At 55.2% G+C, this 14674-nt stretch carries 13 protein-coding genes; 6 read left to right on the forward strand and 7 right to left on the reverse strand.

Annotated features, from left to right (window positions below; translation table 11 throughout):
• The first annotated feature begins 13 nt into the window (after positions 1-13).
• From HV311_RS00445 to HV311_RS00465, 5 genes are all read left to right on the forward strand, one after another.
• Positions 14-334: a PTS fructose transporter subunit IIB gene (locus HV311_RS00445; protein WP_016155014.1), complete on the forward strand. Its 321-nt coding sequence runs from the start codon at positions 14-16 to the stop codon at positions 332-334.
• A 26-nt stretch (positions 335-360) separates the two neighbouring features.
• The gene (locus tag HV311_RS00450) at positions 361-1452 is read left to right on the forward strand and encodes a PTS fructose transporter subunit IIC (RefSeq protein WP_191220596.1); all 1092 of its coding nucleotides are present in this window, start codon (positions 361-363) and stop codon (positions 1450-1452) included.
• Positions 1453-1463: 11 nt separating this feature from the next.
• Positions 1464-2315, forward strand: coding sequence for a class II fructose-bisphosphate aldolase (locus HV311_RS00455; protein ID WP_191220597.1), 852 nt, complete (start codon positions 1464-1466; stop codon positions 2313-2315).
• 80 nt (positions 2316-2395) lie between these two features.
• Entirely contained in the window at positions 2396-3256 is an 861-nt protein-coding gene (locus tag HV311_RS00460; RefSeq protein WP_191220598.1) for a ketose-bisphosphate aldolase, read from the forward strand.
• A gap of 49 nt (positions 3257-3305) precedes the next feature.
• Complete coding sequence (locus HV311_RS00465) at positions 3306-3989, forward strand: D-lyxose/D-mannose family sugar isomerase (protein WP_065554401.1); 684 nt, start codon at positions 3306-3308, stop codon at positions 3987-3989.
• Positions 3990-4030: 41 nt separating this feature from the next.
• On the opposite strand, the gene HV311_RS00470 is transcribed toward HV311_RS00465, so the two are convergent.
• Positions 4031-5740 (reverse strand): AsmA family protein, encoded by a 1710-nt coding sequence (locus HV311_RS00470; RefSeq protein WP_047358797.1) that lies wholly within the window; start codon positions 5738-5740, stop codon positions 4031-4033.
• Positions 5741-5861: 121 nt separating this feature from the next.
• The gene (gene xanP / locus HV311_RS00475; protein ID WP_003024026.1) at positions 5862-7253 is read right to left on the reverse strand and encodes a xanthine/proton symporter XanP; all 1392 of its coding nucleotides are present in this window, start codon (positions 7251-7253) and stop codon (positions 5862-5864) included.
• A 225-nt stretch (positions 7254-7478) separates the two neighbouring features.
• Here xanP and gltS point away from each other — a divergent pair, with 225 nt between their 5' ends.
• The gene (gene gltS, locus HV311_RS00480) at positions 7479-8684 is read left to right on the forward strand and encodes a sodium/glutamate symporter (RefSeq protein WP_016155009.1); all 1206 of its coding nucleotides are present in this window, start codon (positions 7479-7481) and stop codon (positions 8682-8684) included.
• Positions 8685-8726: 42 nt separating this feature from the next.
• On the opposite strand, the gene recG is transcribed toward gltS, so the two are convergent.
• The 5 genes from recG to gmk are packed head-to-tail and all read right to left on the reverse strand — an operon-like array spanning position 8727 to position 14600.
• Positions 8727-10808 carry an ATP-dependent DNA helicase RecG gene (recG, locus tag HV311_RS00485; RefSeq protein ID WP_065554400.1) on the reverse strand — a complete coding sequence of 694 codons (2082 nt, stop codon included), beginning with the start codon at positions 10806-10808 and terminating at the stop codon, positions 8727-8729.
• Positions 10809-10813: 5 nt separating this feature from the next.
• Complete coding sequence (trmH, locus tag HV311_RS00490; RefSeq protein WP_016155007.1) at positions 10814-11503, reverse strand: tRNA (guanosine(18)-2'-O)-methyltransferase TrmH; 690 nt, start codon at positions 11501-11503, stop codon at positions 10814-10816.
• Between the two features lie 10 nt (positions 11504-11513).
• On the reverse strand, positions 11514-13628 hold the full coding sequence (gene spoT, locus HV311_RS00495) for a bifunctional GTP diphosphokinase/guanosine-3',5'-bis pyrophosphate 3'-pyrophosphohydrolase (protein ID WP_003024038.1): 2115 nt from the start codon (positions 13626-13628) through the stop codon (positions 11514-11516).
• A gap of 18 nt (positions 13629-13646) precedes the next feature.
• Positions 13647-13922: a DNA-directed RNA polymerase subunit omega gene (gene rpoZ, locus HV311_RS00500; protein ID WP_000135058.1), complete on the reverse strand. Its 276-nt coding sequence runs from the start codon at positions 13920-13922 to the stop codon at positions 13647-13649.
• Positions 13923-13976: 54 nt separating this feature from the next.
• Positions 13977-14600, reverse strand: a complete 624-nt coding sequence (gmk, locus tag HV311_RS00505; protein WP_191220599.1) for a guanylate kinase — start codon at positions 14598-14600, stop codon at positions 13977-13979.
• Between the last annotated feature and the right edge of the window lie 74 nt (positions 14601-14674).

Here is a 14674-nt window from a genome sequence, read left to right on the forward strand (position 1 = left end):
CGTGGAGCATGTTATGAATATTGTTTGTGTTGCCGCCTGTACGGCGGGTATTGCGCACACCTATATTGCCCGTGAGAAGTTAATTAAAGGTGCTAAAGCGCTTGGTCATAATATAAGAGTAGAAACCCAGGGGACTATCGGCACGGAAAACGAACTGCTGACAGAGGACATTTCTGCTGCTGATGTCGTGATTCTCGCTGTGGATGTAAAAATAAAAGGGGAGGAACGATTTTTAAATAAACGTATTGTGCGAGTAAAAACTGAAATCGTCATAAAATCGCCCATTCAGTTTCTTGAAAAGGTCGAAAAATCATTAGTTAATAATAACCAGTAGCGATCCCCATTCTGGAGGGATTTCACATGAGTGAAAATAAAATTCCGCTATCTCAGGAAATAAAAAGACATTTATTAACGGGGATTTCGTGGATGATCCCGTTAATTGTTGCCGCCGGGATCTGTATTGCTCTCGGGCAAATACTTGGCGGCACTGACGTGGGTGAAAAAACAGGAACCATCCCCTGGATGCTCAACCAGATTGGCGGCTGGGGGATGGGGTTAATCGTACCGCTGATTAGCGCGGCGATTGCGTACTCCATTGCTGACCGCCCCGGATTCGCACCGGGTCTGATTGTCGGCTTTGTCTGCGGTGAAATTCATACCGGTTTTATCGGCGGGATGCTGGGCGGTTTTCTGGTCGGTTATACCGTCCTGCTGCTCAAGCGCTATATCCGTTTGCCGCAGTCGATGCAGGGGTTGATGCCCATCATGGTGTTGCCGGTACTGAGTACCGTCATTGGCGGCCTGTTGATGATGACGCTCATTGGCAAACCGATAGCCTGGCTGCAGGACGCGTTGATTCATCTGCTGGAGTCCATGCAGGGCGGGTCACGCTTTTTAATGGGGGCCATCCTTGGCGCAATGGCGACATTCGACTTTGGCGGACCGGTGAATAAAACCATGTCGCTATTTGCTGACGGCATGTTGGTCAGCGGCGTGTACGGTCCGGAAGCGGTGAAGTTTGTCGGTTCGATAATCCCTCCGTTCGGCATTACGCTCTCCTTTTTGCTGACGCGTCACAAGTACACCCGCGCGGAGCGTGAGGCGCTGAAAGCGGCATTCCCGATGGGGATCTGCATGATTACCGAAGGAGTCATTCCCATTGCGGCGCGCGACCTGCTGCGCGTGGTGGGGTCCTGCGTGGTGGCCTCGGCGATAGCGGGCGGTCTGATTATGGTGTGGGGCGTCGAAAGCCCGGTACCGCACGGCGGCATGTTCGTGGTCCCGCTCTTTACGCATCCGCTACTGTTTTGCATGGCGCTGGGGATCGGCACGGTGATTTGCGGCGTCATGCTGTCGTTGTGGAAGAAACCGGTGACCGAACGTGACGAAGAGTTTGATGAACTTAGCGATCAAAAGCTGAAAGACGAAGAGATCACCTTCACCCTGGAATAACCGGAGGCCGTATGTTTGCCGATATGAAAAGCATGGTGACGAAAGCCTGGCGCGAGCAGTACGCGCTGCTGGCCATCAACTGTATGAACCTGGAAAGCGCCCGTGCGGCGGTGCGGGTGGCTGAGAAACACCGTGCGCCCATCATTCTGAATCTGTATCAGGGGCATCTGGGCCATTTTCCTGCACCGATAGCGGTGGCGGTCGTCAAAACGCTGGCAGAGGAAGCGTCGATACCGGTCGCGCTGGCGCTGGATCATGGAAAGGACCCAGTGCGCATTCGCCAGGCTTTTCGCGCCGGATTCAGCGGGTTAATGATCGACGCCTCCGCCTTTGCGCTGGAGGAGAACATTCGCCAGACCCGGGCGGTGGTTGAGCTCGCGACCAGCGTTTCTCTGTGCGTGGAAGGTGAGCTGGGGCATCTGGCCGACGCCCCGCGCTATGATCACGCAGCTAACGCTGATTTGATGACCCAGGCCGCCGATGTGGAGCCCTTTATCCAACAAACCGGGATCGATTTACTGGCGGTCTCGGTCGGCACGGCACATGGCATGTACGCGCCCGGTGTCATACCCGCCATTGATTTCCAGCGACTGGAGGAAATTGCCCGTTTATCAACGGTGCCGCTGGCGCTGCATGGCGGCAGCGGGACGCCGTTTGACCAGCTACAGCGCTGCCCGACGTTTGGCGTCGCCAAGATAAACGTTGGCGCGGCGGTTTTCGAGGCCGGAAAGGCTGCTCTGCTGCATACCCTGTGTCGCGACACATCCGGTGAACTCGTTGATGCCCTGGCCCTGATGGAGCAGGCCTGCGAGGAAGCCATTATTCCGTACCTGCAGGCCAGCGGCGCTATCGACAAAGCCTGATTCATTTTCTGTAACGCCTTCTATGCCTCTGCGACGACGCACTGGCAGGGCTTTCTACACCCTGAAACTGGAGAATTAACATGTTAGTTTCGATGAAAGAATTACTGCAACCTACCCGTCAGCACGGTTTTGCCATCGGCGCATTCAACGTGGCGGACAGCTGCTTTGTACGTGCAGTAGTGGAAGAAGCGGAAGCAACCAATACCCCGGCGATTATCTCCATTCACCCCAGCGAACATGATTTTGTAGGCGATGCGTTTTTTAGCTACGTCCGTGATATCACTCTGCGCAGCCCGGTTCCCTTTACTCTGCATCTGGACCACGGCGCTTCGGTCGAGCATGTCCTGCGGGCGATTCAGTGTGGGTTTACCTCGGTGATGATTGATGGCTCGCTGCTGCCGTATGAAGAGAACGTGGCGCTGACCCGCGAAGTGGTCAAGCTGGCGCATGCGGTAGGCGTTTCGGTGGAAGGGGAACTGGGTACGATTGGTCAAACCGGGACGTCAGTGGAAGGTGGCGTATCGAAGGTCACTTATACCGATCCTGATCAGGCACAGGATTTTATCGCCCGTACCGGCGCGGACACGCTGGCGGTGGCGATTGGAACTGCACACGGCATCTACCCGAAAGGGATGCAGCCAGAGCTGCAAATGAGCATCCTGCGCGACATCGCCGGGCGAGTGGACATTCCGCTCGTGCTGCACGGAGGTTCCGCGAACCCGGATGCGGAAATTGCTGAGTCCGTTACGCTGGGCGTTGGCAAAATCAACATTTCCAGCGATATGAAATACGCTTACTTCCAGAAAGTCCGCGAAATCCTGGCGAAAGAAACCTGGTGGGACCCGAACGTTATTTACCCGGAAGCCATTAGCGCCGCGCGAGATGTGATCCGTCACAAAATGAAACTGTTCGGCTCAACCGGCAAAGCGTCACTTTACTAACAGCATACAGGCGGGGTGACCCGCCTTTTTCGCAACAAGGAAAAGTGGAATGAAGCGTTCACACATTAATTATGCCGTCGATAAAGCGCATGCCATCGCCGAGACTTTTCGGGTTTGCCTGCCTGACTTTGCGTATTTTACGGCTGATGCCTGGCGGCAACAGGATCACACTCTGTGGCGTGAAGTGCTCGATCTCCAACTGGGCTGGGATATAACCGACTTTGGGCGCGGAGATTTTGCGCAAACGGGGCTGACGTTACTGACGTTGCGCAATGGTCAGTTAGGGTCAGCCAGCTACCCCAAACCGTACGCCGAAAAGATGCTGCAGATTCAGCAGGATCAGCAGACGCCATGGCATTTTCATCGTCATAAAATGGAAGATATCGTTAACCGCGGCGGCGGTGATTTATGTATGCAGTTGGCGTGGGCTACGCCTGATGGCGGGTATGATGCCCGGCGCATTGTTGAGGTTAGCGTCGATGGTCAGCGGCGTTCCGTTGACGCTGGCGAGACGCTGGTATTGAAACCGGGGCAGGGGGTATGCCTGCCGCCGCGGTTGTATCATCGCTTTTGGGCGGAGAAAGCGTTCGTGCTGGGCTGGGAGATCTCGATGGTCAATGACGACCTGCATGACAATCACTTCCTTGAGCCAGGCGGTCGCTTCCCGGCGATAGAAGAGGACGAGCCGGTGAAGTGGCTGTTGTGCAGTGAATATGCGCGCTTACAGCGATAAACGGCGACCCAGTCGGCAAATCGCCGCCGGGCCGTCAGATTTTACTGCGCAGCGGGTGGGGCGGTAACTTCACTACCGGATACCACGCCCGCCTGCATGGTTTGCGTTACCTGCTGTTTCTCCACGTTCACCGCATGCAACTGGCCGCTGACCGTTGGCTTGAGTGGCGCATCGGCTTGAATATTGCCGCTGGCCGTAAGCTGGATGTTACCGTCGCCGGAAAGCGGCAGTGCGGGCCATCCCCACTGTTGCAGAATCGTCATTGGCACGCCGCGCCCGTTCAGGCTGACCTGAGTTTGACGCTGAGGCAACTGTGAAATACTGGCAGTGGCCTCCAGCAACCCTTTTTCCGTATAGGCGCTTAGTTCGCTGATATTGATGGTGCTGCTGTTCGCCGTCAGCGCCAGCGAAGGACGACGCACGTCGGTGCGGTTAAAGGTGCCGGCAGCGGCGTTGAGGTTAGCGCTCCCGCTCCAGATCCCCCACTGATTGTTCTGCACCAGCCCGAGGTTAGCACCGTAGCCGTCCAGCGCGGTGAGCTGCCATGGGAAGCTCGGGTCGATATCAATCACCAGATTACGGCTGGCGCTGAATTTCTTCAGCGTCAGGCTGGCTAGCCAGGCTGGTAGGGGTTTCATCCACAACTGTTTCCAGTTTTCCGGCAGCGTGTACTCCAGGCCGGCAATGGCGGCATCATCGAGGACCAGCGCTTTGTTGTTGCGCTGCCAGTTTCCGGAGGTTCTGACCATTCCCCCTTCCCAGCGGGTGGTGAACTGACGCAGCGCTATGCCCTGCGGCGAAAACTCGGCGTTCATAATCGGATCGAAAAAGTGCAGAGAGCCGTAGATAAACTCGCTGGCGTTCATCGACAGTTTTCCTTCCTGAGTTTGCCAGTCGTCCTTGCTGAAGGTCATGTTGCGCAAGCTCAGATCGAGATCCGTCACCGCCCAGTCAGGGCCTTGCAGACGGGCATCTGTTACTTCCAGACGACCAATTTGCAGGGAAGGAATAGTGCTTAACGGAGCAAAAAACTCGGCCAGCGATTTGTCGCTTTGCAGCCGAATATCGTTCAGGCGCAGATTCTCCACTACCCAACTACCGTCGGCATTGCGTTGTGCCACGCCGGTTAATGCGCCACGCGCCACGTCTGCGCCAATATTGCTCAGCATCACACGGTCATGGTCAATACTGCCTTCAATCAATACGTTGGTCGTGGGGACGTCGTTCAGCGTCAACGAACTGGCGCTGAGCTGAATTTGCGCTTTACTCCCGAGAATTTTACCCGCCTCAGGACTCCAGGGAATGACTCCGCCGTTAACGCGCTGCGCGCTCAGGGTCCACTCGCTACCGGGACTGTTAAGCGCCATATCTTGCAATTGCAGGCGATCGGCCTGGAACGGCAGCGGCGCAGTTTGCTGGGAAAGATTCAGCGTGCCGTTTTGCAAAAGGATGGTGTCTACGTGCAGCGGGTCGGTGATTTGGCGGCTGCTCAGTCCAATATCGACCGTTTTGGCGACCAGCGTTGCGGGCTGACCATCCCGGCCAAAGGTGACGTTTTCCAGCAGAATATGGGAAGGAGAAGAAAACCGGTGATCGATGGCATCAAATGCCAGATGGTAGCTGCTGTTCTGCGAAACCCAGGCGCTGACGTGCTCTGCGCCCCAGCGGGTTTGCAGTAGAAAATATAAGCCGAGGATCGCCACTGCAAGGGCGATCAGCACGTAAAGAAGCAGCTTTCCAATAAATTTCATGGTCTTCCATCCCGCGAAGTGCACATAGTCAAGTTATGCACGATTTAGGCGCAATGCTCAAGGCGGGAATGGTGAAAGAGCGTTACAGCGGCGTTGATTCAGAATCAACGCCGCATTTTGCTTATTGCTTCTCTGGTGGGAACACCAGATTCAGAACGATAGCGGTAATACCGCCTGCGGCAATGCCGGAAGAGAGCAGGTTTTTCACCCAGTCCGGAGCGAACTGCAGGATCAGCGGCTGCTGGGAAACGCCGAGGCCGACGGCCAGCGACAGCGCGATAATCAGAATTGCGCGGCGGTTCAGCGGTTCGCGGGATACGATACGCACGCCGGATGCCGCGATAGTACCGAACATCACCAGCGTTGCGCCGCCGAGTACCGGCTCAGGAATATGCTGTACAAAACCGCTGACCGCCGGGAACAGGCCCAACGCGATCAGCATCAGCGCAACCACAAAACCAACGTAGCGGCTGGCAACGCCCGTTAACTGAATAACCCCGTTGTTTTGTCCAAAACAGGAGTTCGGGAAGGTGTTAAATACGGCTGAAACAAACGAGTTCAGACCGTTCGCCAGTACGCCGCCTTTCAGGCGTTTCATGTACAGCGGACCAGAAACGGGCTGCTCGGAGACATCGGAGGTGGCTGTAATATCACCGATGGTTTCCAGCGAGGTAATCATAAACACTAGCATCAGCGGCAGCAGTAAGCTCCAGTCGATACCCAGGCCATAATACAACGGCGTTGGCACCATCAGCAGGTCCTGACTTACCGGCGCGGTATTTTGCGGCAGCATATCCATAAACCACGCCAACAGGTAACCTGCCGCCATCGCAATCACCAGTGACGCAACGCGCAGGTACGGGTTGCGCTGGCGGTTAAGCAGGATAATCAGCGCCAGCACGACGCCAGCCAGCAGTAAATTCTTTGGTGCGCCAAAGGTGTTGTCGCTCATTGCCGCATAGCCGCCGCCAATCGACGTCAGACCTACCTGAATCAGTGACAGGCCGATAATCATCACCACCACGCCTGAGACCAGCGGGGTAATGATACGACGCGCCAGATGCAGTACGCGTGAGATAACCATCTCAGTGCAGCTTGCCAGCATCAGTGTACCGAACAGCGCCGCCATCATGGTTGGGACATCTGCACCACCGGTTTTTAGCGCTGTACCGCCCATAATCAGTGGCGCAACAAAGTTAAAGCTGGTGCCCTGAATGGATAATAGCCCTGAGCCGACCGGCCCCCAAGCTTTGATCTGAATGATAGAAGCCACGCCGGAAGCGAACAGCGACATACTGATAATGTGTTGAGTATCCTGAGCCGGTAAACCGAGCGCCTGGCAAATTAACAGCGCTGGGGTGATTACCGCGACGAACATGGCCAGCAGGTGCTGACAGGCGGCAAACAGGGTCTGGGCTAGCGGGGGGCGATCTTCAAGACGGTAAATCAGTTCACTGTTGTGAGTCTGCGCAACCGGTTGCGCATTTGTTGACTCTACGGCGTTAACGGACATCAGAGGCAATCCCATGGTGGAAAAGCGGTGATTTTATCTGACCATGGCGGAAATGCAAACGTTTGCTACCAGGTGTTCTTAATATTTAAAACGGATAAACAAACATTTTTATATAACTTTTCATGATTTTCTGCTTAAAATCCACACCGAAAACTCAATAAGAGCTAAAAATCGGTCTGGAATGCATCGTGCGTGATTGTGCTAAACGCACTAATGGAGTTGTAAATGTTTTATCTCGATACGTTATCAACGCTGGTTGCGGCAACCCTTGTGTTGCTGCTGGGACGTAAGCTCGTCCAGTCTGTTTCCTTCCTGAAAAAATACACCATTCCCGAACCTGTAGCTGGCGGATTGCTGGTGGCGATTGCGCTGCTGGTGCTGAAAAAAAGCATGGGTTGGGAAGTGAACTTCGATATGACCCTGCGCGATCCGCTGATGCTGGCATTCTTCGCCACTATCGGCCTGAACGCCAATATCGCCAGCCTGCGCGCGGGTGGCCGCGTGGTGGGTATCTTTCTGATTGTGGTTGTTGGCCTGCTGCTGATGCAAAACGCCATCGGTATTGGTATGGCGACCCTGCTGGGTCTGGATCCGCTGATGGGTCTGATCGCCGGTTCGATAACCCTCTCTGGCGGGCATGGAACCGGGGCCGCATGGAGCAAACTGTTTATTGAGCGCTATGGTTTCGCTAATGCGACGGAAGTGGCGATGGCTTGCGCAACGTTTGGCCTGGTGCTGGGCGGATTGATTGGCGGCCCGGTGGCCCGCTATCTGGTCAAACACTCTACCACGCCAGACGGCATGCCGGACGATCAGGCTGTGCCTACCGCATTTGAAAAGCCGGATGTCGGACGCATAATCACTTCGCTGGTGCTGATTGAAACCATTGCGCTGATCGCTATCTGTCTGACGGTGGGTAAAATCGTTGCACAAATGTTGGTCGGAACGGTGCTGGAACTGCCGACTTTCGTCTGCGTGCTGTTTGTTGGGGTGATCCTCAGTAACGGCCTGGCGTTAATGGGTTTTTATCGGGTGTTCGAGCGCGCGGTTTCGGTGTTGGGTAACGTTAGCCTGTCGCTGTTCCTGGCGATGGCGCTAATGAGTCTGAAGCTGTGGGAGCTGGCTTCTCTGGCCCTGCCGATGCTGGCAATCCTGGTTGTGCAGACCATTTTCATGGCGCTGTACGCGATATTCGTCACCTGGCGCATGATGGGTAAGAACTACGATGCCGCCGTGCTGGCAGCCGGACACTGCGGTTTTGGCCTCGGTGCGACACCCACGGCGATTGCCAACATGCAGGCAATTACAGAACGTTTTGGACCATCCCATATGGCGTTTCTGGTGGTGCCGATGGTGGGGGCGTTCTTTATCGATATCGTCAATGCGCTGGTGATTAAGCTGTATCTACTGCTGCCGATTTTTGCGCAATAATGTCTGTGCGGCGGGGTCACATCCGCCGCCGCTATGAATCGACTATGCGTTGGAGTAGCGCTCGGTTTCCGGCATCCAGCGTTCAATCAGTGCCACAGCCTGTTGCGGGTAACGTTCGTGAATATGACGGGCAATGCGCTGAACTTCCGGGATAATCGCCTGATCGCGCAGCAAATCTGCGACTTTGAATTCTGCCGTTCCGGTCTGGCGCGTACCCAACAGCTCGCCGGGCCCGCGGATCTCTAAATCTTTTTGCGCGATCACGAATCCGTCGTTGCTGTCGCGCAGAACCTGCAGACGTTTTTGCGCGGTTTTTGACAGCGGCGATTTGTAGAGCAGGACGCAGTGGGAGGCCACCGCGCCACGACCTACGCGACCACGTAGCTGGTGCAACTGCGCCAGGCCCAAGCGCTCCGGGTTTTCAATAATCATCAGGCTGGCGTTAGGTACGTCTACGCCCACTTCAATCACCGTGGTGGCAACCAGCAGCTGCAGTTCGCCCTGCTTAAACGCCGCCATTACCGACTGCTTCTCTGCGGGCTTCATACGGCCGTGTACCAGGCCAATATTCAGCTCTGGCAGCACCAGTTTAAGCTCTTCCCACGTGGCTTCAGCCGCCTGAGCTTCTAACAAATCAGACTCCTCAATCAGCGTACAGACCCAGTACGCCTGGCGCCCTTCATGGGTACAAGCGTTGCGCACGCGGTCAATAATATCGCTGCGGCGGGTATCCGGAATCGCCACCGTGGTGACCGGCGTACGCCCCGGAGGGAGTTCGTCAATGACCGACGTGTCGAGATCGGCATAGGCGGTCATCGCCAGCGTACGCGGGATTGGGGTGGCGGTCATGATTAGCTGGTGTGGATGGAAACCCTGCTGCTGGCCTTTCTCCCACAGCGCCAGGCGCTGATGTACGCCAAAACGGTGCTGTTCGTCGATGATAACCAGTGCCAGTCCGTTGAACTGCACCTGTTCCTGGAAAATTGCGTGCGTGCCGACAATCATCTGCACCTCACCGCTGGCGATAGCTTCCTGCTGTGCCTGGCGCGCTTTGCCTTTCTGTTTACCTGCCAGCCAGCCAACTTCAATACCCAGTGGCGCGAACCAGTTGCGGAAGTTATTGGCGTGCTGTTCAGCCAGCAGTTCGGTGGGGGCCATTAGCGCAACTTGCTTACCATGTGCGATGGCACGTAGGGCGGCCAGCGCCGCAACCAGCGTTTTACCTGAGCCGACATCGCCCTGAACCAGACGCATCATGGGGACATCCAGTGCCATATCGCGTTCGATCTCAGCGGTAACGCGGGCCTGGGCGCCGGTGGGTTTAAACGGTAGAGCCGCCAGCAGCTTATCTTTCAGCGCGTTGTTTGCGATCAGCGGCTGGGCGTGGAAACGTTGCGCCCCGGCGCGTAGTGCCAGCATGCTGAGGTTATGCGCCAGCAGTTCTTCCAGAATCAGACGTCGCTGTGCTGGATGCTGACCGGTTTCCAGATCGCTCAACTGCAGTGACGGCGGTGGACGGTGCAATGTGCGCAAAGCTTCCGGCAGGCTCATCATACCTTGCAACAGCTCTGGCGGCAGCAGTTCGGCAATAGCGCAGGTATCGAGCAGGTCCAGCGCTTGATCGGTCAGTTTGCGCAGCGTGGCCTGCTTCACGCCTTCGGTGGTTGGATACACCGGTGTGAGCGTTTCCTGCAATTCCGGCGTGCTGAGATCGCCCTGCACGCGATACTCCGGGTGGATCATCTCTGCGCCGTATTTTCCGCGTTTGGCTTCGCCATAGGCCAGCACCCGGCGACCGGTGGCGAGACTGTTTTTCATTGCGGCGCTGAAGTTGAAAAAGCGCATGGTGAGAATGCCGGAGCCATCACTGATCTGACAGGTCATCATCCGGCGTCCGCCGAAGGTGATATTGCAGTTCAGCACTTCACCTTCTACGGTGGCATAAACGCCCGGCAGCAGTTCGCCAATCGGGTACAGGTGCGTGCGGTCTTCGTAACGCAGAGGGAGGTGGAGCAGAAGGTCCTGCACGGTGTGCAGGCCAATTTTCGCCAGTTTACTGCTTTGCGCTGCGCCAACGCCGGTCAGAGAATTGAGTGGGATGGCATCCAGTAAACGGCCTTTCATCGCGTTTATCTCGCAGATTGCATAGTGGCCCACCACGTTGCATCGGCTTCAATTTCGCCCTGCGTGTTTACGTGGGGGTAGGGAAGACCTTTGCGCTTAGCGACATTCGCCAGCACCGGATAACCGCCTTCAAACAGCAAACGCTGCTGCTCATCTTGCGCCAGCATGCTGTTTTCTCGTCGGTACATGCCGGCGTTTTGCCGCTGGCGCTGTGCTTCGTACAGAATCAGCGCGGAGGCGACCGAAACGTTCAGCGATTGCACCATGCCAGTCATGGGAATGATGATGTCCTGATCCGCCAGATCCAACGCTTCCTGAGTGATGCCGGTTTTCTCCTGGCCCATCAGGATGCAGGTGGGGCGCGTGTAATCAATCTCGCGAAAATCCACGGCTTTATCTGACAGATGTGTTGCCAGAACCTGCATTCCCTGGCTTTTTAAATGTGTGACCGCATCGCCAATAGTGCGGTGAGTCTTCACCTGTACCCAACTGTTGCTGCCTGCGGCAGAAGAGGCCATGGTGCGCATACGGCTACCAGGCCAGACGGCGTGGACTTCATGCACGCCGACCGCGTCTGCAGTACGAATGATTGCAGAAACGTTATGAGGTTTGTGGACCTGCTCCATGCAGACGGTCAGATCGGGCTGACGACGTGCGAGCATCTCGCAAATACGTGCATAACGTTGAGTATTCATAAAACGTGTTCTAGTTACGGTTACGGGTGACTTTTATCACGTCCGGCATGACGCGGATTTTGCGCATGATATTCGCCAGGTGCACGCGATCGCGAGCGGTCAGGCGAATAAAGGCGCTATAGACGCGGCCATCTTTCTCTTCCGTATTCAGACTTTGAATGTTGGAGGTGGTCGTGTTGATTGCCGCCGTCAGGTTCGCCAGAGCACCCTGGTGGTTAAACATATCCACCTTAATCTCGGTAATGAACTCCTGCTCTGTCTCTTTATCCCATTCCACCGCCATAAACTTCTCTGGCTCTTTTTGATAGCCACGAATGTTACGGCAGGATTCATGGTGAATCACCAGACCTTTACCCGGGCTGACGTGGGCAATGATTGGATCGCCAGGAATCGGACGACAGCATTTCGCGAAGGTGATCAGCACGCCATCTGCGCCTTTGATCGGCAGATGACCGTGGCCAGATTGCGCTGGCACGTTTGCCGTTGCTTCGCCCTGCTGGAGGTTTTTCGCTACCACCACGCTCATGGCGTTACCCAGACCGATTTCCGCGAGCAGATCGTCAAGCGTGGCGAGCTTCATGCGCTCAAGCTCACGCTGGATGCTCTCTGGCGGGATCTCAGCCAGTTTACGGCTACCGCCTAAGGCATGGTTGAGCAGTCGACGACCCAGACTGACGGAATCATCGCGCTTAAGGTTTTTCAGCAGTTGGCGAATTTTGGCGCGCGCTTTCGAACTGACGACGAAGTTGAGCCACGCTGCATTCGGACGGGCGCCCGGAGCGGTAATAATCTCAACGGTCTGGCCACTAAAGAGCGGCTGCGAAAGCGGGTAAGGTTGTCTGTCGACGCGTGCGCCGACGCAGGCGTGACCGATATCGGTATGCACGGCGTAGGCGAAGTCGACAGGCGTTGCACCGGCAGGCAGTTCGACAATGCGCCCTTCCGGTGTGAAAACATAAATCTCATCCGGGAAGAGATCAGATTTGACGCTTTCAATAAATTCAAACGAGCTACCGGCGCTCTGCTGCAGTTCCAGCAGGCTTTGCATCCAGCGTTGAGCGCGGATTTGTGCGGTGGTGCTGCTTTCGCCGCCGTGCTCTTTGTAAGCCCAGTGCGCTGCTACACCCATTTCTGCCATCTGGTCCATGTCTTCGGTACGAATCTGTACTTCAACCGGGACGCCGTGAGGGCCGATCATTGAGGTGTGCAAAGACTGATATCCGTTCGCTTTCGGAATGGCGATATAGTCTTTCACGCGACCAGGACGAGGTTTGTACAGGCTGTGCATCTGGCCGAGTACGCGATAACAGGTATCGGAATCATGAACGATAACGCGAAAAGCGTAGATATCCATGATGGAGTGAAAACGCTGCTCTTTGAGCACCATTTTGCAGTAAATAGAGTACAGGTGCTTCTCGCGGCCACTTACGCGACACGGAATGCCTGCCTCCTGTAAACGCCCTTCGATTTCCGAGAGGATTTTTTGGATCATCTCTTTGCGGTTGCCACGAGCGGCTTTAACCACTTCTTTAATCACGCGATAGCGGTTCGGGTACAGCGCTTCAAAACCCAGCTCTTCCAGCTCGGTTTTAATGTGATGAATACCTAAACGGTGTGCCAGCGGACTATAGATTTCGAGGGTTTCACGGGCGATGCGGCGACGCTTGTCCGGGCGTAATGAGCCCAGCGTGCGCATGTTGTGGGTACGGTCAGCGAGTTTGATGAGAATGACGCGGATATCCTGCACCATCGCCATAATCATCTTGCGAAAGTTTTCAGCTTGCGCCTCTTTCTTATCGCGAAACTTAAGCTTATCAAGTTTCGACACCCCTTCTACCAGTTCAGCAACGCTTTTACCAAAAAGCTGTTCCATGTCCTGGTAGGTGGCTGGGGTATCTTCAATCACGTCATGCAGCAGCGCAGCCATCAGCGTTTCATAGTCGAGTTTCATCTCGGCCAGAATGCAGGCTACCGCTACCGGGTGCGTGATATAGGGTTCACCGCTTGAACGTGTCTGGCCCTCGTGAGCGTCACGTGCAACGAGATACGCCTGCCGAAGACGCTTAATCTGGTCTTCCGGCAGGTAGTTTTGAATCAGTTGATTCAGGCTTTCAAACAGATACAAGGGCGACCCGCTTTGTGATTAACGACGACCTTCAGCAATAGCGGTAACGGCTTGTAATTCAGCGGCTTCCTGCTCTTGCTGTTCCTGGCGCTCACGCACGTCGAGGATCTGGTTGTTGATCAGACCTTCTTCGATTTCGCGCAGCGCGATAACGGTAGTTTTATCGTTTTCTTCCGGTACGAGCGGATCCTTTCCGCCTACCTGCATCTGACGAGCGCGACGCGCGGCGACCAGTACCAGGTCAAAACGGTTACCAATTTTCTCTACAGCGTCCTGAACAGTTACGCGTGCCATACTTAAAATGCTCCACAGGTGAAGAAATGACTGGGCATGATACTGAATGTGGGTTCAGTCTGCCAACAGTTTGCTGATTAAAGCGTCATGACGCTGCTTTTGGCGGCTCATGCGCAGACGTTCGGCGCGAATGATAGTTTTCAAATCGCCCAGGGCGGTATCGAAATCATCATTCACAATAAGATAATCATATTCGGCGTAATGGCTCATTTCTGCAACAGCTTGCGCCATACGTTTTGCGATCACGTCTTCGCTATCCTGACCGCGGCCACGAAGACGGCGATCCAGCTCAATCTTAGATGGCGGCAAAATAAAAATACTGCGCGCATGCGGCATTTTTTGACGAATCTGCTGCGCACCTTGCCAGTCGATATCTAAAAAGACGTCTACGCCGGATGCTAATACTTGCTCAATGGTCTCACGCGAGGTGCCGTAGTAATTACCGAAAACCTCAGCGTGTTCCAGGAACGCGTCTCTGCCAATCATGTTTCTGAATTCGTCATGGTTCACAAAAAAATAGTGTTCACCGTGCACTTCCCCCGGGCGCGGTGCGCGCGTGGTGTGCGAAACAGAAACCTGGGTGTCATACAACGGTTGGGTCTTTAATAAAGCCTGAATCAGGCTGGATTTACCCGCGCCACTGGGGGCAGAAACAATATAAAGCGTGCCTTGAGCCATGAGTATCTTAATGTATGTGATTGTCGAAAGAGAGCCTACATACGGGCTTATTATACACGTAGCCGCTATGTGAC

It is taken from the genome of Citrobacter sp. RHBSTW-00881, from assembly GCF_013728515.1.
Taxonomy (GTDB): Bacteria; Pseudomonadota; Gammaproteobacteria; order Enterobacterales; family Enterobacteriaceae; genus Citrobacter; species Citrobacter braakii.